Annotated in this window: 20 protein-coding genes and 1 riboswitch; of the genes, 2 read left to right on the forward strand and 18 right to left on the reverse strand. The window is 37.9% G+C overall.

Annotated elements, in window-relative coordinates:
* Nucleotides 1-2: 2 nt before the first annotated feature.
* The 6 genes from HCH28_RS14515 to HCH28_RS14540 all read right to left on the reverse strand — a co-directional run bounded on the left by HCH28_RS14515 (nucleotide 3) and on the right by HCH28_RS14540 (nucleotide 5,572).
* On the reverse strand, nucleotides 3-1,370 hold the full coding sequence (locus HCH28_RS14515; RefSeq protein WP_221681512.1) for an MATE family efflux transporter: 1,368 nt from the start codon (nucleotides 1,368-1,370) through the stop codon (nucleotides 3-5).
* A gap of 134 nt (nucleotides 1,371-1,504) precedes the next feature.
* The gene (locus HCH28_RS14520; protein WP_221681513.1) at nucleotides 1,505-2,272 is read right to left on the reverse strand and encodes a tyrosine-protein phosphatase; all 768 of its coding nucleotides are present in this window, start codon (nucleotides 2,270-2,272) and stop codon (nucleotides 1,505-1,507) included.
* A gap of 145 nt (nucleotides 2,273-2,417) precedes the next feature.
* Nucleotides 2,418-3,368: an ABC transporter substrate-binding protein gene (locus HCH28_RS14525; RefSeq protein ID WP_221681514.1), complete on the reverse strand. Its 951-nt coding sequence runs from the start codon at nucleotides 3,366-3,368 to the stop codon at nucleotides 2,418-2,420.
* Nucleotides 3,352-3,909: a hypothetical protein gene (locus tag HCH28_RS14530; RefSeq protein WP_221681515.1), complete on the reverse strand. Its 558-nt coding sequence runs from the start codon at nucleotides 3,907-3,909 to the stop codon at nucleotides 3,352-3,354. Before HCH28_RS14530 ends, HCH28_RS14525 begins: the two co-directional genes overlap by 17 nt.
* Nucleotides 3,910-4,066: 157 nt before the next feature.
* Nucleotides 4,067-4,264: riboswitch (cobalamin riboswitch) on the reverse strand.
* Nucleotides 4,265-4,390: 126 nt separating this feature from the next.
* Nucleotides 4,391-4,936, reverse strand: coding sequence for a glutathione peroxidase (locus tag HCH28_RS14535; RefSeq protein ID WP_009370639.1), 546 nt, complete (start codon nucleotides 4,934-4,936; stop codon nucleotides 4,391-4,393).
* A gap of 81 nt (nucleotides 4,937-5,017) precedes the next feature.
* Nucleotides 5,018-5,572: a hypothetical protein gene (locus tag HCH28_RS14540; protein WP_202342270.1), complete on the reverse strand. Its 555-nt coding sequence runs from the start codon at nucleotides 5,570-5,572 to the stop codon at nucleotides 5,018-5,020.
* Between the two features lie 90 nt (nucleotides 5,573-5,662).
* Between HCH28_RS14540 and ytvI the strand changes: the two genes are divergently transcribed.
* The gene (gene ytvI, locus HCH28_RS14545) at nucleotides 5,663-6,721 is read left to right on the forward strand and encodes a sporulation integral membrane protein YtvI (RefSeq protein WP_221681516.1); all 1,059 of its coding nucleotides are present in this window, start codon (nucleotides 5,663-5,665) and stop codon (nucleotides 6,719-6,721) included.
* Nucleotides 6,722-6,877: 156 nt separating this feature from the next.
* Here ytvI and HCH28_RS14550 read toward each other — a convergent pair whose 3' ends face one another.
* Together HCH28_RS14550 and HCH28_RS14555 are read right to left on the reverse strand one after the other, a co-directional pair.
* Entirely contained in the window at nucleotides 6,878-8,032 is a 1,155-nt protein-coding gene (locus HCH28_RS14550) for a C40 family peptidase (RefSeq protein WP_004231877.1), read from the reverse strand.
* 322 nt (nucleotides 8,033-8,354) lie between these two features.
* Nucleotides 8,355-10,343: an ABC1 kinase family protein gene (locus HCH28_RS14555; RefSeq protein WP_221681517.1), complete on the reverse strand. Its 1,989-nt coding sequence runs from the start codon at nucleotides 10,341-10,343 to the stop codon at nucleotides 8,355-8,357.
* Between the two features lie 251 nt (nucleotides 10,344-10,594).
* On the opposite strand from HCH28_RS14555, the gene HCH28_RS14560 reads away from it, so the two are divergent.
* Complete coding sequence (locus tag HCH28_RS14560) at nucleotides 10,595-12,289, forward strand: FAD-dependent oxidoreductase (protein ID WP_221681521.1); 1,695 nt, start codon at nucleotides 10,595-10,597, stop codon at nucleotides 12,287-12,289.
* 39 nt (nucleotides 12,290-12,328) lie between these two features.
* Here the strand turns inward: HCH28_RS14560 and HCH28_RS14565 are convergent, their stop codons facing one another.
* The 10 genes from HCH28_RS14565 to HCH28_RS14610 form a co-directional block, all read right to left on the reverse strand.
* A complete protein-coding gene (locus HCH28_RS14565) occupies nucleotides 12,329-13,279 on the reverse strand; it encodes a c-type cytochrome (RefSeq protein ID WP_221681523.1) in 951 nt (316 codons plus the stop codon).
* Nucleotides 13,280-13,513: 234 nt separating this feature from the next.
* Complete coding sequence (locus HCH28_RS14570) at nucleotides 13,514-14,218, reverse strand: DsbA family oxidoreductase (protein WP_221681524.1); 705 nt, start codon at nucleotides 14,216-14,218, stop codon at nucleotides 13,514-13,516.
* Between the two features lie 13 nt (nucleotides 14,219-14,231).
* On the reverse strand, nucleotides 14,232-15,008 hold the full coding sequence (locus HCH28_RS14575) for a sulfite exporter TauE/SafE family protein (RefSeq protein WP_004231867.1): 777 nt from the start codon (nucleotides 15,006-15,008) through the stop codon (nucleotides 14,232-14,234).
* An 80-nt stretch (nucleotides 15,009-15,088) separates the two neighbouring features.
* Nucleotides 15,089-15,316, reverse strand: a complete 228-nt coding sequence (locus HCH28_RS14580; protein WP_370635382.1) for a sulfurtransferase TusA family protein — start codon at nucleotides 15,314-15,316, stop codon at nucleotides 15,089-15,091.
* Nucleotides 15,317-15,460: 144 nt separating this feature from the next.
* Entirely contained in the window at nucleotides 15,461-16,588 is a 1,128-nt protein-coding gene (locus tag HCH28_RS14585) for an MBL fold metallo-hydrolase (protein ID WP_221681526.1), read from the reverse strand.
* Nucleotides 16,589-16,667: 79 nt separating this feature from the next.
* Nucleotides 16,668-17,063: a DsrE/DsrF/DrsH-like family protein gene (locus HCH28_RS14590; RefSeq protein ID WP_004231858.1), complete on the reverse strand. Its 396-nt coding sequence runs from the start codon at nucleotides 17,061-17,063 to the stop codon at nucleotides 16,668-16,670.
* Nucleotides 17,064-17,080: 17 nt separating this feature from the next.
* Nucleotides 17,081-17,629 (reverse strand): sulfurtransferase TusA family protein, encoded by a 549-nt coding sequence (locus HCH28_RS14595; protein WP_255601431.1) that lies wholly within the window; start codon nucleotides 17,627-17,629, stop codon nucleotides 17,081-17,083.
* Between the two features lie 63 nt (nucleotides 17,630-17,692).
* A complete protein-coding gene (locus tag HCH28_RS14600) occupies nucleotides 17,693-17,992 on the reverse strand; it encodes a rhodanese-like domain-containing protein (RefSeq protein ID WP_004231854.1) in 300 nt (99 codons plus the stop codon).
* A 12-nt stretch (nucleotides 17,993-18,004) separates the two neighbouring features.
* On the reverse strand, nucleotides 18,005-18,346 hold the full coding sequence (locus tag HCH28_RS14605) for a rhodanese-like domain-containing protein (protein WP_221681531.1): 342 nt from the start codon (nucleotides 18,344-18,346) through the stop codon (nucleotides 18,005-18,007).
* A gap of 41 nt (nucleotides 18,347-18,387) precedes the next feature.
* Complete coding sequence (locus HCH28_RS14610; RefSeq protein ID WP_004231849.1) at nucleotides 18,388-18,648, reverse strand: metal-sensitive transcriptional regulator; 261 nt, start codon at nucleotides 18,646-18,648, stop codon at nucleotides 18,388-18,390.
* Nucleotides 18,649-18,679 lie beyond the last annotated feature (31 nt).

Genomic DNA, 18,679 nt, shown 5'->3' on the forward strand with positions numbered 1-18,679 from the left:
TTCTATGCCTCCTTCTTGTCGTTTGGTGATACAAGAGCATAGCGCTCCCATTTACGACTTTTCCATCTAAAGTATACGATAATTGCCCGCACCCATTCATCTGCTGAAATGGCTAGCCAAATTCCGACCAAGCCCCAATCCAATACAAAGACAAATAAATAGCCAAGCGGCAGGCTCATGCAAACCATTGATAGAAAACCAATTTTCACTGGGAATCTAGCATCCCCAGAAGCGCGTAAAGAGTTAATAACAACGATATTCATCGTGCGACCAGTCTCTAGTAAAATACTTAATGCTAACACGGATGCCCCAATCTTAATGACTTCTGGATTATCAGTAAAAACCTGCATAAGGGGCTTACGGAATAGCGTAACGACTGCAACCATAATAATCGTAAAAACAAATGCTGCACGGACACTTTTCCATAGCTGATGATACGCCTCATCTTTTTCTCCTGCACCTACATGACGACCAATAATAATGGCTGTTCCTGTACCAATGGCAATCGCAAATAAATACGTAAACATCGAAATATTCATAGCATATTGTCGTGCTGCTAGTGTTTCTGCTCCTAAGTAAGTCGCATAATATAAAAAGATGATTTGGCAAAATTGATAAAGCACCTGTTCAAACGCAGATGGTAAACCAATGTTTAGTATTTTCCTCACATATTCCTTTGAATACTCAAAATAATATTGTAACTTTACACGCACTTCCATTACCTGATACAGCAACCAGAAAAATACTAGGACGGCTAATCCGCGACTAATGACAGAGGAAATAGCCGCTCCTTTCACACCAAGCTCTGGGAAACCTAAATTCCCAAAAATCAGACCGTAGTTTAGCACAACATGTAAGACGTTCATGCCAAGCGAAACGTACATAGTTTGTTTTGTCCAACCATGTACACGAATAATTGCTGCGAGTGCATTAATAATAGCCTGTAGGAAAATAAAACTCCCAATGATGGCTAAGTAACTTTGTGCATAGTGGAGGACTTCTCCCTGCAAGTTCATCATTGTCATTAAATGTCTCGCAAAGAAGAAAAATAAAATACTCATTAAAAGCCCAACGACCAAATTCATCGTGACCGCTAACGCCGAGATCTTGGCCGCTTCAAAAAAACGTCTGGAGCCTAAATATTGGGAAACAACAATAGATGCACCATTGCCCACTACTTCCAGAATCAAGATGGCAATATGGATATATTGATTGGCTGCACCTACTCCTGATACAGCATTATCTGATAAAGCACTGAGCATAAAAGTATCGGCTAGTCCCATCAACATAAATAGAAAAACTTCTAAGAAGATCGGCCATGTTAAATGGAATAGACTTAACTTATTTGTCTCTTTAATTGTGTCTGCCAATACTTTCACTTCTCCTATATTTTCTTAAAAATCTATTGTATCTTATCACAAATATTCAGACTGTAAAGAGATTTATAGGAATACAGCGCTTCCACATAAAAAATCCCTCCCACATCGTGTGAAAGGGCCATTTTTTAAATTAAGCAATAGGATTGTAATTGCTCTCGTTTTTCAATTGTTAGGCCAAATTCCTGCTCTAAAAACCCAGTCTTAGAACCATAGCGACGATCCATCGCATCCAATGCTGCTTGTAAATAGTCTTCACGGGCGGACATTAATGCATAAAATTGCTGTAGTTCTTGCTCATTATACTGATGCTGAATAGCCTGAGCCATTCTTTCTACCATTGGACGTAAATGTATATTAGTATCTAAATAGTCCTCCATGATGGTCTCCTCTGGTACATCTAAAGCTAGTAAAATAAGTGCTCCTCCAATACCCGTTCGGTCCTTACCAACTGCGCAATGATGTACAAGACCTAGATTATCAGGGTTTTGAATCGTTTGCATTAACTCTTTAAATGAAAGATTGTTAAAAGGCATTTGTGCATAAAAATCTCGAAACATCTCAGGTCTTACCACTTTATAGAAATCTCTACCACCAGCATTGGTAGGCATTTCAAAAGCATGATTACCCTTCGCTGGGATTTGTATATATTGAGCATACGAGAACACTGGGTTAGGATTATGATACGCCTCATTGTTATCGCGATAATCAAAAATGGTTTTAATCCCTAACGTTTCAAATAGCTCTTTATCCGCCAGTGTCATTTTTCCAAGAGCAGCTGAGCGGTAAAATAAACCGTTCTTTACCCTACGCCCATCTTTTGTCTTATATCCACCCATGTCTCGGAAATTATGGACTGCTTCAAATGGAATTACCTTTGTCTCTAATTGCTCCAATCACTACACCTCCTAAGATTATTAAGCATACTTACTTTTATTTTAAAGAACAAACTACATTAATTCCAATTTTCACGCTAGGTAATAATTTAAACCACATAAAAAATGCTAGCTGAATGGCTGACAGCTAGCATGAAAACATTTCTTATTTAAATAACTCTGGGTACACAGCCTTCGCTACTAATTCTACAGCTTCACCAATACGCGGACCAGGTCGATTAGAGATATCTGTATCGATGGACAATACCGCTTTGTTTTGAATAGCTGTCACAGTATTCCAACCATCTCGTCCAAGAATTTCTCCTATTGGATCTTCTGTATAGTTTACTGTTGTTAAAATAACATCTGGATTTTTAGCAATAACATCTTCCTCATTCACTTTTGCCCAGCTATTCAAGTCAGAAAAAACATTATTTACATTAGCTGCATCTAATATTTCTTGCTGGAAAGTGCTAGAGCCTGCTGTATATATGTCTGGCTTAGGGCTAACCTCTAAATAAACATTTTTCGGCGTTTTTACGTCCTTCACCTTCGTTTGTACTTCAGCAATTTTCGCTTTAATCTCTTCATTTAATTTATTTCCTTTATCAGCAACATCCATCACAGCAGCAATTTGTTCGATATCTCCATAAACATCATCGAAAGTAGTCGCAGATTGAATAACAAACACTTTAATTCCTGCGTCCTCAAGCGGCTTTAGTGCATCCTTATCACCGATTGTATAAGCAATAACAACATCTGGCTTTAACGCTATAATTCTTTCACTGTTAAAGTTCGTAGTATCAGAGACACGTTCAATTTTTTGTGCTTCCTCTGGGTAAGTATCGTACTCAGTTGCTCCTACAATTTTATCGCCAACACCTAAAGCAAACAAAATTTCAGTATTACTTGGTTGTAAAGATACAACTGTTTTTGGTACTTCATTAAACGCTATTTCCATTCCACGGTCATCTGTCACTTTATAGCTTGTTTTCTCTACGTGTTGTGTATCCTGCGAGGCATCTTTATTTTTTGTATCTTCAGCAGTGCCACAGCCTGCTAATACCAGTGCAAGTAAGAGCACTGATAGCCATTGGAAATTAAATACTTTCTTCATTGTTATTCTCCTTTTTCTTTTTCATTGGGTAGGATTTACTAATAAACGGTATTTCAGCTATTCCAGCTTGCTGATTCATAAAAACAGCCATGACAAAACATACATTAGCTAATAAACCAAGGTAATCGAAAAGAATAGCAGGAACCTCTCGTTCTTCTGATACTTTGTGTAAAGTACGATATGATTTTTTTGCCTCACTGCGACAAAGATGTAAGGCTGCAGCGGCCTCTGTTCCTTGAGGTAAAACAAAACTTTGAATCTCTTCCTTCACATGGCAAACGTAAAAATCATAACGCTCACTTAACCAAGATAAATCCTCTTCAGTTACCGCTAATTTCCCACGAACTGAGCCATTCACATGATACGCCATAGGTAACATAAGTAATAAATCCTCAGCAACAACTTGAACATCCTCTTTTTTTACCGCAGCTAATGCAACTCCTAGATGTGTTGTAAGGCTATCTGTTCGAATTTCAAAATCAACCGTTGAAGCTTTCTCACGCATAAATGGATAACAAGAATAACGGGCATCTTTTTTCACTTGCTTCCCCCCTATTTTCTATAATGAAAAATTCTTACTTGAAAGGCATAAAAAAGTCGCTCCTTTTGCAAAGGAACGACAAAAATACAAGATTGAGCCATCAAACTAGAGAAAGCCTATGTATTTGCCGTATATCCTCCTAGCTTCCGAGAAGTTTTTATACGTTCAAATAAAGGTCGGTCTCCTGGCTTGTACAGTTCGTCACATAAAACGAATGTGTTATAAAGGACCTTCCCATCTTCTTTGAGACAGTGGTAAATCTTTATAATGGCTGTACTTACAGTTGCGGAAACAGCTCCGGTTTTTCACCGGATTCCCGATTATGCTTACTAGCACCTTTATCCTGCAAGAATATTTCATTTGTAAAGCAGTTTATCATATATGATTCAGAAAAAATAGCTGTACTCAATTTTAAAATATAGTAACACTTCTAAACTAGAAGAGAAAATTCCAACAATTTTTTACATTATTAAGAAATTTACTATAGTAGTGTTTCAATTGCTTGTTCAATATCGAGCTGTGAATCTGTTGGTTCAAAGCGTGCGACGGTCTTACCATTAGCATCTACTAGAAATTTTGTAAAGTTCCAGCGAATGTTACGACCATCTAAAAAGCTTGGGGCAAGTTGAACAATTGCTTCTGCCAACATTTTCTCCTGCATACTTGCCTTCCCAAACTCTCGGTAATTCACTTCATGCTTTAAATAATTAAAGAGTGGATGTGTAGCCTCTCCATTTACCTGTACAAGCTCAAAAATCGGGAATGTGACCCCATAGTTTACCTTGCATAGATGCTTAGTTTCCTCTCCATCCTCAGGATTTTGATGGCCAAATTGATCACAAGGGAAGCCAAGAACTACAAAATTCTCTTTTCCATATTTATCATACATTTTCTGTAAGTCTTCAAATTGATATGTAAATCGGCATTGGTTTGCCGTGTTAACAATTAACATTGTTTTTCCACGATATGTTTCCATTGATAAAATTTCGCCATTAGGCTTCCGAACTAGATAATTATAAATGCTCATGCTATAATCCCCTTTTTCCATTCATTATAGTTGACTATTCTACCGTTCATCAAAGAATTTGCACAAAAAAACACCACCTCGCTACTTTGAACGGATGGCTGACTTATACTTCTTTTTATATTTAGCATCTTGTTCTTCATTAATTAAACGATGGGCAATATCTAATAATTTCGAGTCATTTGTTTGATCATATAGCTTTTTAAATGACATAATAATATCCTGACGAATAAGAGATGGCTGTTTTTCATCTATACATGTTTGAAATCTTTTAGCTAGATACGATACAACCAAATCTCTTTGTACTTGACCCGCCTGTCCAATTTTCCAAATCGCTTGTAATGCATGCCTTGCTGTAGCAGATTGTTCATCGTAAGTCACAGCCCAAATCTTTAAAAAATCCTCCAAGACCCTTTCTTCTGGATCACTTTTTGCAGCTAAAGCGCATAAAATTTGTGCAGCACGTGCACGAGAATAACCATTATTGTATGTAAGTGCTTTTATTAGCTGTTCCCAAACTGCATATGTCCAATCTACGGGTTCCTGCATAATTTTCATTAATTCCTCGTAAGATTCATATTGAATATCGCGATCATGCTCTGTTAGATTACTAAAAAGTTGCAAAATCTCTTTTTCCATAATTCATCCCTACCTTTATTGTTTCAGAACGTAATAAAATTTGATTTATGGTACACTTAACTTAATTTTTTTCGCAAAGAAGGTGAGTTTATGAATAAATTTAATGCTAGGAAATTGATTTTTCGGTTGATTGTGATAATATCCCTACTTCTAGCTGCTTATTTTGTTATCCCAGTGTCCATGCCTTTAATACTTGCTGGGATTAGTGCATTTTTCTTAGAACCCATTGTCATGTTCTTTAAACGGAAATGGAAAATGTCACGGAAAATAGCAGTTGCTTTTATTTACATAGTGAGTGTTATTGTTATATCTATTATTTGTTATCTATCCATTACACAAATAATGGCACAAATAATTTTACTATCTAAGCAAGCTCCCTATTATATTTCCAAGCTATCAGATATGTGGCTTCATATGCAAGAAAATATTTCTAAATACACAGAAGACTTTCCACCTGAAGTAAGTGCTTCGCTTCAAAAAACCACAATGGATTTCATAAAGAAAGTTGAAGAATCCTTTTTAAGCTTCTTTAATTATAGCAAAGTTTCTGCCTTCTTTTCAGAGATACCCAGCCTATTTATCAGTCTTCTCGTTTATATGATTGCGCTATTCCTATTTATGCTTGATTTGCCTAAGTTAAAGCAAATCACTTATAAATATTTAAAGCCCAATACAGCAAAGAAGATAAAAATTATTTTAAATCGCTTAAAAGATGCTACATTTGGCTATATGAAGGCTCACTTATTTGTAAGCTTTATTATTGGAGGCGTCACACTCATTGGACTGCTATTAATCCAACCGAAATACGCAGTAACAATGACGGTTATTATCTGGTTAATAGATATTGTACCATTCCTAGGCTCTATCATTATTCTAGCGCCATGGGGGCTTTACCACCTATTGATGGGAAACACCTCTATAGCTGTAAAATTATTCATCTTAGCTGCTATTTTACTTATTATTCGTCGAGTAGTCGAGCCTAAATTAATGGGAGACCATATCGGTTTGTCCACTTTACCAACATTAATTTCCATGTTCATAGGTCTACAGTTATTTGGTATTATCGGTTTACTTGTTGGTCCATTCGTTATTATTTTCTTTATTGCGTTGAAAGAGACAGGTGTCATCAAAGTAAATTTTAAAATTTAATATCAATCTAGTATGCAGGGAAATCTCTTTTCAAGAATAGAAGTAGTCGTCTTGTTTCTTTTGAAAGAAATGCAAAATAAAAAGGTCAATCTTTGTATATTTTTCTCTACAAAGATGACCTTTTTCTTATATCAACCGTCTATATAATAGTGAGGCCTATTGAATACGTCCAAAGCCTACTAAGTATTGATTCCACCAATCAAGTGACTCAATTACGACACCATTGTTTTGAGCGTCGATCATTGTGTTATTACCTAAATAAATACCTACGTGTGCAACCCCTGAACCATAGCTGAAGAACACTAAGTCCCCAACACGTGCTTCACCTGCTGAAATGCGTTGTGTTGCTAAATATTGTTGTGATGCTGTACGAGGTAAAGAAACACCCGCTTGCTTATATGACCATTGCACAAGACCTGAACAGTCAAAACCTGTTGATGGGTTGCTACCACCCCAAACATAAGGACGTCCTAGGAATTGTTTAGCTGTTGAAATGGCATCTCCTGAAGAAACAGTGCCAGCTCCTGACCCAACAATAATCTTTTGTGGTTCGCCTCCACCATTATTTTGAGTTGCTTGTATAACTGGTGTAGCTGCTTGAAGTGCACGTAAACGAGCTGCCTCTTCTTCAGCTGCTTTACGCTCTGCTTCTAAACGTTCTTCTTCTTGTTTCGTTGCAATTTCAGCTTTTAATGCAAGTGATTTCGCTTCGTTTTCAGCTTTCTTCACTTCCATTTCGCTTTCTTTTTGCTGAAGCTCTTGGAATTGTTTTTGAAGTTCCTTTTGTTTTTCATCTAATGTAGCTTTTTGTTGCTCTAAGCTTGCTTTATCTGCTTCCTGTTGATCCACTAATTCTTGGTCAGCATCCATTAATGTTTTTACCGCTACGACACGATCCATTAAATCTGCAAAGCTTTTTGCCTCAAGCACTACGTTTAAATAAACACCTACAGTGTTGTCTTGCGCTTGGTATGCAGCCATACGTTCACTTAAAATTTTTGAACGTTGCTCGATGCGTTTTTGTGTTTCAACAATACTAGCATCCACTTCTTTAATATCAGCTTGTACTTGTTTAAATACCTTTACTTTTGCGTCGATCTCTTGTTGTAGTTTCGTTAGTTCTTCTTGTAATTTTTTAATTTGTGCATCTATTTCTGCCTTTTTCTCAATCATTTGTTGAGATGTTTCTTCGGCATGTACTTCTGTTGGTTGAATTGTATTAAATAATAAGCCGCCAGCTAGTGCTAATGCTAGCACCATCGACTTACGCCATTTGTTACGCTTAGCCACGTTACCTTCATTTCCCTTCATCTATCAATTTCGCTCTCGATATTCTATGTAATCACTTGAACGATTTCTATTTTAATTAAATGTTCTTATATTTATTTTAGCCTTTTAAAGTTTAGCATTTTCTACATAACTTTTATACTATTTCATGTCTATTTAATACATTAGTAAAACTCGAAATATTTCTGTAACATTCGCCTATAAACTACATTATTCTACAAAACACATTTTTCTTCTACACAGGGAAACTATTAGCTAATTCGACATTAGACCCAGTAGATCTTTTGTAATGTTTTTGTAATATTTGAGGGTATCAAAGAAAAAAGGTAGGGAAAAAATTCCCTACCTATTGCTTCATTGACCTTAATGCTTGTATAGATAATCTCACTAACAAAATGGCACATAAAAATAAACCTAAATATGCTGCTGTGTTCAAATAGACCGCATAAGAATCATGGATAAATTGTGATATTGCTAAAAGAGCGACAGATATAATACCAAAAGTTATACCCACCAGCAGCAAAACAAATTGAGAAAACAAATGTGTAATAAAACGTGCATTATGCTCATCCGAAAAGACATCATGATGTAAAATGATTTTTCCGCTTTCAACTCGCTGAATGAGCTGATCGACTCTTCTAGGCATTTTACGCAAAGTCGGTATAAGCATAGATAATTCTTCTTGCAGCCGCTCCTTAGTTGCCATCGGTTCTTTAAAAGGTTTAAGGAAAGAGGCACGCATATATGTAGCAGAAAAATCCTTTGCCTCTGTAAAGATATCAAAACGTGAATCTATTACCCGTAATGTGCCATCTAACGTTACTAAGGAACGTAGAGCCAATCCCACCGCTGGATAAAATGCAAGTCCAAAATCTCTTACCACTGTAAACAGGGCGTGAATTAATTCTTCAGTAGGTATACGGTCAACATAGGAAATTTTCAGTAATATTTGGTCGATTGCCTGTTCCATTCTCGCACGTTCTGCATGATCAGCATTTTCCACTAATAATGTTAAGCCATCATATAAAACGCTTGAATCATTTAGTTGAATGCCCATCAAAAATAACTTTAAGCCTTCTTGCTGTGTTGCACCTAGACGTCCTACTGCGCCAAAGTCAAGTAAGACTGGTGTGCCATCTGATTCATCTATATGGATATTTCCTGGATGTGGGTCTGCATGAAAAATACCAGAGAATAGCATCTGCTCAAAAAATGAATAGAGGACGGTTCTTGCAAACTGCCTACGATCAATAGACAAACGATTAAATTCAGATGCCCCATCTGCCACACTTTGTCCACGAATATACTCCATCACAATAACATTTTCATTACTGTAAGGCGTAAATATTTTAGGAATTCGAACCTTGTAATCGCTTTTCGCCAGTGCATTCTTCACCTGTAGCGTATTACGTACTTCAATATCTAAATGAATCTCCTCACGTAGTCCATCTGCAAATCCCCCAGCCAACTCTCTAAAGCCCAATGATTCTGCCCAGGTTGATTTTGTGGATAGCCAATTAGCAAATTCCTCTAAAATTTCAAGGTCATCGCGCATAATACCTTTTACTTCTGGACGCAATAGCTTGACTACCACCTCTTCATAATCCTTAAGCCTTGCTTTATGCACTTGGCCAATAGAGGCTGCTGCAATGGGCTCCATTTGAAATTGGCTAAATATTTCGTCCATTGATTGCGGAAGAGACCTCTCTAAAATTTGTTTCACTTGCTCCTCTGATAAAGGCCTTACTCGGTGCTGAAGCCTTTCTAATTCATCAATAAAAATAGGTGTAAAAAGCTCTTTTCGTGTGGAAAGCACTTGGCCAAATTTAATGAAAATCCCACCACATTGTTCTAAAGTTGCACGCAAAGCAATTGCAAGCTCTTTTTCATTTTCTCGTTGCCTCGCATATTTAATCGTTTGTACGACACCATTTGTAACAGCAATTTTTAATACCTGACGCAGGCGTTTCTGCTGTCGCCAATAGCTACGCAATCGCAATAGTAAAGATTTTTGGCCGTGACGGCGATCTCCATTCGTAATGCCGCTAGGGTCAAAAAGCTCAAATACCAAATAAAGCAACATCGAAATGAGTAGCATACTACCGATCCAAATCAGTGTGCTTACCTCAGTTACTGTTTGCATCATCGTTTCTGATAAAAAATCTGTATGGCGCAGATAAGAATACCAGTATACAAAAGAGGTTAATGTCACACTAATAACGACTGACAGCACTCTTCGCACAAAATTAATATTCGAGCCAATTAATCGTCCACTTACAATATAAATCAAACCCGATACTATGAGGATTTGGGTTAAAAATTTCAAAAAGATCAACAGTGTCACCCCCTAAGCCATTTCCATTTCCTACTACCGTTAGTATAGCAAATTTGTGCACCAACTTTCTTGAACGAGGAACACAACAAAAAATATATTAGTTCTATACCTTGATAAAATACCTATAAGGGTATATTATTTATTTGTAGTATTTAAACTATATTATTCACCTATTTTCAGAAGCAAAACCTTCATTTAAATGCTTTTAAATACCCTAATAAGTATTTACTAAGAAAAGGAGTGTTTATCAATTGAGAAAAAAATTTTTAGTAGTAGGTGGCGTTGCAGGTGGTGCATCCACGGCGGCACGTATTCGTCGTCTCGATGAAAAGGCAGAAATTATTATGTTTGAAAAGGGGCCAAATGTTTCATTCTCTAATTGCTCTCTACCCTTCCATTTAAGCGGGATTGTTGAAGATAGCAACAAATTAATTTTAATGACGCCTCAAGGCTTTCAAACAAAATACAATATAGAGGCTCGTGTTCAACAAGAAGTTGTACGTATTAACAGAGAGCAAAAAACCATCACCATTAAGGATTTAAAAACGAATAGAGATTATGAGGAAAGTTACGATACGTTAATTTTATCCCCAGGGGCAAGTCCTATCGTCCCTGACTTAGAGGGCATTCATTCTAAGCACGTCTTTACCATTAGAAACGTGGCTGATATTGACCGTTTAAATCGGTATCTACAAGCAGAGAATGTACAGGATATTGCCGTGGTCGGCGGAGGCTTCATTGGTGTAGAGGTAGCAGAAAATTTGAAGCTAGCAGGCTTTAATGTCTCTCTAGTTGAATTTGGCCAACAAATTATGGCCCCTTTTGATTATGATATGGCTCAAATCTTACACAAGGAAATGACTGATAAAGGGGTTCAAGTTATTGTCAATGACGGCCTTGCAAAGGTTACACCAAATAATGTGACGTTGAACTCAGGCAAACATTTGAAAGCACAAGCAGTCGTATTAGCGATTGGCGTTCGTCCTGAAATCCACTTAGCCAAAGAAGCCGGGCTAACTATCGGTGAACTCGGAGGCATTCAAGTTGATGCTAATTACGTGACATCCGATCCTTCTATATACGCTGTGGGAGATGCGATTGAAGTATTCCATCAACTTACCCATAAAAAGACACGACTTGCTTTAGCCGGCCCCGCTCAGCGACAAGCTCGTGTTGCAGCTAATCATATGTATAACATCCCTCATCACAATAAAGGGGTTATTGGATCTTCAAGTGTACAAATTTTTGAACTCGCATGTGCGACAACAGGTTTGAACGAAAAAACAGCTCTAGCAAATGGCTTTCAGGCGAAAAGTGTTTATCTGATAGCTCCTGATAAAGTAGGCTTAATGCCAAATAGTAATCCTCTTCACTTTAAGCTCGTTTATGAAACACCAACGGGTAAAATCCTCGGAGCCCAAGCTATAGGTAAAGGCAATGCAGATAAACGAATTGATGTAATAGCAACCCTCATCACAATGGGCGGTACTTTAGAAGATTTAAAGGAGCTGGAGCTATCCTATTCTCCAATGTTTAGCACTGCCCGTGATATTGTTAATTTGGCAGCTCTTGTAGCTCAAAATCAATTACATGGACACTTCAAACAAGTAAAAGTTGATGAAGTGAGAACACTCATTGAAAATCAAGCCTACTTCTTAGACGTACGCGAGAAGAATGAATTTGAATCTGGTCATCTCCTTCATGCACACAATATTCCTCTAAGTGAACTTCGAGAAAGAATGGATGAAATTCCTAAGGATCAAGCAGTGTATGTGCATTGCCGATCCGGTCAGCGTAGCTATAATGCTGTTATGGCCCTTCAAAATAGCGGTTTTTCTAACGTCTTTAATGTAAGTGGGTCATTCCTTGGGATTAGCTTATATGAATATTTTACAGATATCACAACGAACAGAGATAAAATAGTAACTGCTTATAATTTTAAATAACTTAAAAGGGATGCCGATTATTAGCATCCCTTTTCTTCGTTAGTTTGTAGACAAAACTTTTTCCCAGTCAATCGTACCATTTTTAACTTGTTCACGTTTTTCCTTATCCATGATGTCATTTGGACGCCCGCCTTTTGGCCAGTCTTTTTCATGGTTTGCCCACTCTGGACGATCCTGTGATAAAATAAAGGCAGCTAAATCTGCAGCTTCTTGATCTGTTAAGGTCCCCGCTGCACCTATCGGCATATTATTTTGAATATAACCAGCCATTTTTGACATACGTGCCATGCCTGCGCCATCATTAAATGAATCATCTCCCCATAAAGCCGGACCAGTATTAGCACCAGTTCCTGCGCCATCAGCTGCATGACAGGCTATACAGGACTGTGCATAAAGCTCCTCACCATCTGCAACATTTGGAATCGGCACATTCTTCATATCACTAGTGCCCGCCCATTCACGTTTTGCTCCAATCGGAACACCTTCAGAAATATAAGCGAAATACGCCACCATAGCCTCTAGTTCATCACTATTCATTTCGAATTTTTTACCATTCATACTACGAACCATACAGCCATTAATGCGCTCTTCTATTGTAACCACACCACCTGAGCGTCCGATATACTGTGGATAATTTGCCATTACACCTACTAATGATGAGGCTTGCTCGTCATAGCCTGCACCAGCATGACAGCTTGTGCAAGATAATTGGTTGCCCACATATTCATCTGCCGCAACATGCGTGTTATTAACAAGTTCATAGCCATTTAATATTGCTTCTTTCATTGGACCATCTGGTACTTCTTCAATACTTGGCGGAGCATAGACCACTGACTGAGCAGCTGCTGTTGTTGGTAATTGTGTTTGCACTGTCGCTTCTTTCTCACTTACATTCGAATCAACTGTAATTTTGTCACTGACAAACGTCCCAACAAAAATGGCGCCTGCTAACAGTACTGTTCCTGCTACTCCTGCTACTATAGGTTTCATCTATAATACCCCCCTTTGTATTCTCACTTATATTTTAGCAACATAACAATTTATTGGATGTGATTTTTCTCACACTACCACAAAATAGAACCATTAAGATGATAAAAATGGTTAATTTATACATTTAATTTTGTTCTATAACACAGAAAACAAGACTTAATACCTCTTGCAGTATCCATATACTTCGAAACAAAAAAGCATCGAGTACAAATTCGCACTCGACACCTTTTAGTCTTATAGTTTACACTGTCCATCAGCACATGCTGATTCTCCATTACCATTTATCGTTACTGTTGGCTGAATCCCAGCTATTTCCGCAGCTTGATGCAAAGTCCGCACAAACACTTCATTCGGCTCAGCCCCTTTAATACCATAACGGTTTTCAAATACAAAGAACGGTACACTTTGCACGCCAAGTTGCTGTGCTTCATAGCGATCCTTGTCTAGCTCTTCACTAAAATCAGTTGAAGCTAAGATTCTCTCCGCTACTCTTCTATCCAAATCTAATTGCGCAATAACTTTTAATAAAAATTCATCTTTATTTAAATCTTCACCATCTTTAAAATAACCAGCCATTAGTGCTTCCGTATAAGCTGTCGCTTTGCCAAATTGCTGCGTCCATTTCGCTAAACGATGAGCCTTTTCTGTATGCGCTGTTTTCATCTTAGCAAAATCATAATGCAAACCAACTTCCGTTGCTCTCAAAGCTATACCTTCAACCATATCTTTCACTTCTTCTAGCGTGACATCATATTTTTTAGCCAGCGCCTCATAAAAAGATGGTGCATTCACTTTCGGATTATCTGGGCCTATTTGAAATGCTTTATATTCTATTTCTACTCGTCCTGTATAGCCTGCAATGTCAATTGCCCGTTCAAGTTCTCGCTTGCCAATATAACAAAATGGACATGTAAAATCAGAGAAGACTTCTATTTTCATTACCATACCCCCTTTATAATATATCCACCCAAATTTTAATAGCTGTTGCTAATATAAGAATCGCTAAAATAATTTGTAGGAATTTTGTATTTAACTTGCCCCCTATTCTCGCACCTAGAGGAGCAGCTATTAGACTTGATACAATCAAGATGAGCGCCGGGTAATATTCCACTTGTCCAGTCATTAATTTACCAATGGTACCTCCTATTGAGGAGATAAACGTAATAGCAAGGCTTGACGCAATAGTCATACGAGTAGGAATTCCTAAGACCACAAGCATGATAGGTACTAGTAAAAATCCACCAGCTGCCCCCACAATCCCGGAACCTATACCAACAACGAAAGCTAATAGGACCGCCAATGGTTTATTAAATGTAACAGCCTGCATTGGTTTATCATCAATTTGCTTTTTCGGTATGAACATCATCACAGCAGCAATTAATGCAAGAATTCCATAGACAATGTTAATACCTGACTCTGATAAAAATTTCGAACCGAAGCTACCTACAAAGCTTCCCATTAATATGGCGCTCCCCATATAGATAATAAGTGATTTATTTAAATACCCACCTTTGCGATAGACCCAAACACCAGAAAGAGCAGCAAAAAGTACCTGAATCGCACTAATCCCTGACACCTCATGTGCTGAAAAAGCCGCAAATCCTAGTAATGGCGGTATATATAATAGCATTGGGAAATTAATGATGGCACCGCCAATACCTAACATCCCTGATACAAATGAACCGAGAAAACCAATAAGTAAAATGGTTAAGATCCATGCAATATCCATTTATTTTTCCTTCTTTCTGGCTGTATTCAACAAAGTGAAAGGAGGGTTGTTCTACTGTAATAGACAACCCTCAATCAGCCCTATGCTTTCTGAATGAAAAATGTAATGACGCCAGCCTCTTCAGCTTGATCTAAAATGATATGACCTCCAGCTTTTGCCCAAGCAGGAATATCCGCTAAAGCTCCTTTATCTGTCACCTGAACTTCTAAAACTTCCCCAGACTTTAGGGTATCTATTGCTTTTTTTGTCTTCACAATAGGCATTGGACAAGAAAGGCCTTTTGCATCTAGTTTTAAACTTGATTTCATCATATTCTCCTTCGACTCGGCAAAGGTTGTAAGCGATTTTGCCGGTTCTTCTTGTTTTATATCTTCATGAAGGATGAGCGCCTTCAATTCACGAACTTTACATATAATAAGCATACATGCATACTCATTGCACTTTAGCATGTTTTATCGTACTGCACAGCGATTTGGTCCAATTTCCATTTCTGTTTGCTGATCTAACTCAGGTGTTATTTTCCCCATATTCACCTGACGAATTTCCTGATAAGCATTGGGTTGTGGAGGTAATTCATCTGTTACCACACGTCTAAATTCTGCTTCATCTTGAATATTTAATCCATGGTTTTGTACAAATAAATCCCCTAGTCGTCTTGCAACCGTTCCATCTTCATTCAGCTCATCAATAATCATAAAATGTGCTGGTAAGACAATAAGTTCATCAGACAATTCTCGATAACGCTTGTAAAGCGTGTCTCGTAAATCTCCAACCCAGTCATCAGCAAGGCCAGCTAAATCAGGACGTCCGATTGAGTCGATAAATAAAATATCTCCTGTTAATAAATATTTGCTGTCAACAACAAATGAAGTAGAACCTATTGTATGACCAGGAGAATAAATAGCTCCTACATCTATTTTTGATGCACCGATTTGAACAGTCGTTCCATCAACTAATGGTGTATAGTGGAACACAACTTCCTCAGCGTCCTTAGGTGGCAAATAATAGGTTGCACCTGTCATCTCTGCGATATGGCGCCCACCTGAAATGTGATCAGCATGTAAGTGTGTATCAAAAACATGTTTAATTTGGACATTTTTAAGTTCTGCAAAGTTTATAAACACATCTGTAAAACGTACAGCATCAATAATAGCTGCTTCACCTTCAGAAAGGACCATATAAGACAGACACCCCTTTCCTAAGCGAACAAACTGATAAAGCTCACCACCGCCTGTTAAATCACCTACTTTAATCGGCTCTAAATATTCACTCCAGGATTTCATACCTCCTGCTAAATAGGCAACCTCAATACCTGCCTCAGCTAACATTTCAGCGACCATTAAAGACGATCCTTCTTTTGCACAAACGACTAATACTTCTTTATCAGTTGGGATATTCGGTAAAATATTATCAATACCATCTAACAGTTCAAAATACGGTATATTTAAATACTCAAAACGATGGCCATCAATTTTCCAATCTTCGAATGCATCCGCATTACGAACATCTAAAATAAACAACTCTTCATTGTGAATAACCTTTTTAGCTACTTGTGACGCGCTCCATTTTTGAATTGACATCTCAATTACCCCCATCGGTATTATTTTTACGTTTTTTATAGCGGAGAGGGGTGCCCTCTCCGCTTTTATAGGTAGGTCACTAGAATGTAAGTGACGGTGCTGCGTCTTTCGCGAATTCTAGGAACGTTACAGCTCCACCCACTTCAATACCCTCGATGAAATCTTCAGTAGTTAAACCCATAACATCCATCGTCATCTGGCAAGCAATAAATTTCACACCTAATTCTTGTGCCATTTCCACTAGTTGAGGAATAGCTGGCACATTTGCTTTTGTAAACCCTTCAGCATAGTGTTCTGCTCCAGCGGGCATTGGTAATACATGCATACCTTGCTTATGAATTAGATTCAAACCTTCAAATGTAAAGAAGATAGCTACCTCTTTCTCAGAAGCTGCCGCAGCTGTTGCGATATTAAATACCTTATACGCATCAAATAAACCACCGTTACTTGCAATGATTGCTACTTTGTTCGACATAATAAAATTCCTCCAATTTAAATATTTTTTGTTAAATCGCCTGACCACGATGTCATTCCTGGTAAGACGTTAAATACTTTCGTAAAACCACGTGAAGCCAGCTTTTGCGCAGCCATGTCACTTCGTTTTCCAGTACGACAAATAACATAGATCTCCTGCTCTTTATCAAGCTCAGAAAGTCGCGTCTCCAGTTCGCCCATTGGTATCGATTTTGCTCCCGCAATATGCCCAAAAGCGAATTCCGCTTCCTCACGTACATCTAGAATTAATCCTTTACGACTTGTGATTTGCTCTAAATCAATTGTTTGATCAAACGTCATTTCTTCAATTTGGTCGTTTGTACATTTACGAATATAATGTTTCATTACACCATCATCTTCTATAGTACCAATATACTGATGACCTACAGTTTCAGCCCATGCCGCAATATCAGCTTTTGATCCTTTATCTGTCGCAGCTACTTCTAAAACTTGACCATCTACTAAATCAGCCATCGCTTTTTTTGTTTTCACAATCGGCATCGGGCAAGAAAGGCCCTTGGCATCTAGCTGAAAATCCGCCTTCATACTTTCCATAACCTCCATATACCTATAAGGGTATTTTTTTATTCAAAAAAATATAGATTTAATCTATAACTGTACTTTTCCCTCCCAAGCTAACATACCACCAATCATATTAGTTACATTAAAGCCATTACTTTCTAATATTTGAGTAGCCCGAGCACTACGTCCACCTGATCGACAAACCATAATATACGACTCTCCCTTATTTAATTCAGGTAGTCGAAACTCTAATAAACCTAGTGGGATATGAATAACGCCTGGAATGCGACCAGCCTCTACTTCATCTACCTCTCGCACATCAATAAGATTCAACTTCCCACCTTGCTCCATAATTTGCTGAACTTCTTTGGCTGTAATTTCTTTCACCTTTTTCTCCTCCTAGTATGCACTCATTCCACCACGAACATTAGAAACACGATCAAAGCCTTGCTTTTTCAGTTGCTTACAAGCCTGACTACTTCGCATGCCACTCTGACATATAACTACGATCTCTTTATCCTTCGGTAGGTTTTCAAAGTTCGATCCAAGCGGAACATTTTTAAATTGCGAAATATGCCGACCTTTATACTCAGCAGGCGTGCGTACATCGATAAATATCTTATCCTTATCATTCAGCATATCTTTTAATCGAGCTGTAGAAATTGATTGAACGCCCTTCACAGGCTTCATTCGCCAAACGAAAAAGGCTGCCACAAGCACAATAATAATCCATATTTCCATATGATCAGTCCTCCTTTTTATACGATTGTGGGTATATTAAGTTATCGACTTTTCACGACCAAATCCATCGCCTCTTGGATAGCAGCATTCATTTTTTCAGCATTGCCTTCAGCAGTCGATACACAATCTAATAAATTTTCACTTACAATGACACCGATCGTCCGGTCAACAGCAGAACGCACGGCAGATAGCTGTGTAATCACATCTTTACAACTTTGATCTTCTTCCATCATGCGTAAAATACCGCGCATTTGACCTTCCATACGTTTCACACGATTTGCAGTGTTTGAGCCATACGCCATTCTGTTATGCCCCCTTTCAAACGATAGATTG

The organism is Lysinibacillus sp. K60 (assembly GCF_019731275.1).
Lineage (GTDB): Bacteria > Bacillota > Bacilli > Bacillales_A > Planococcaceae > Lysinibacillus > Lysinibacillus capsici.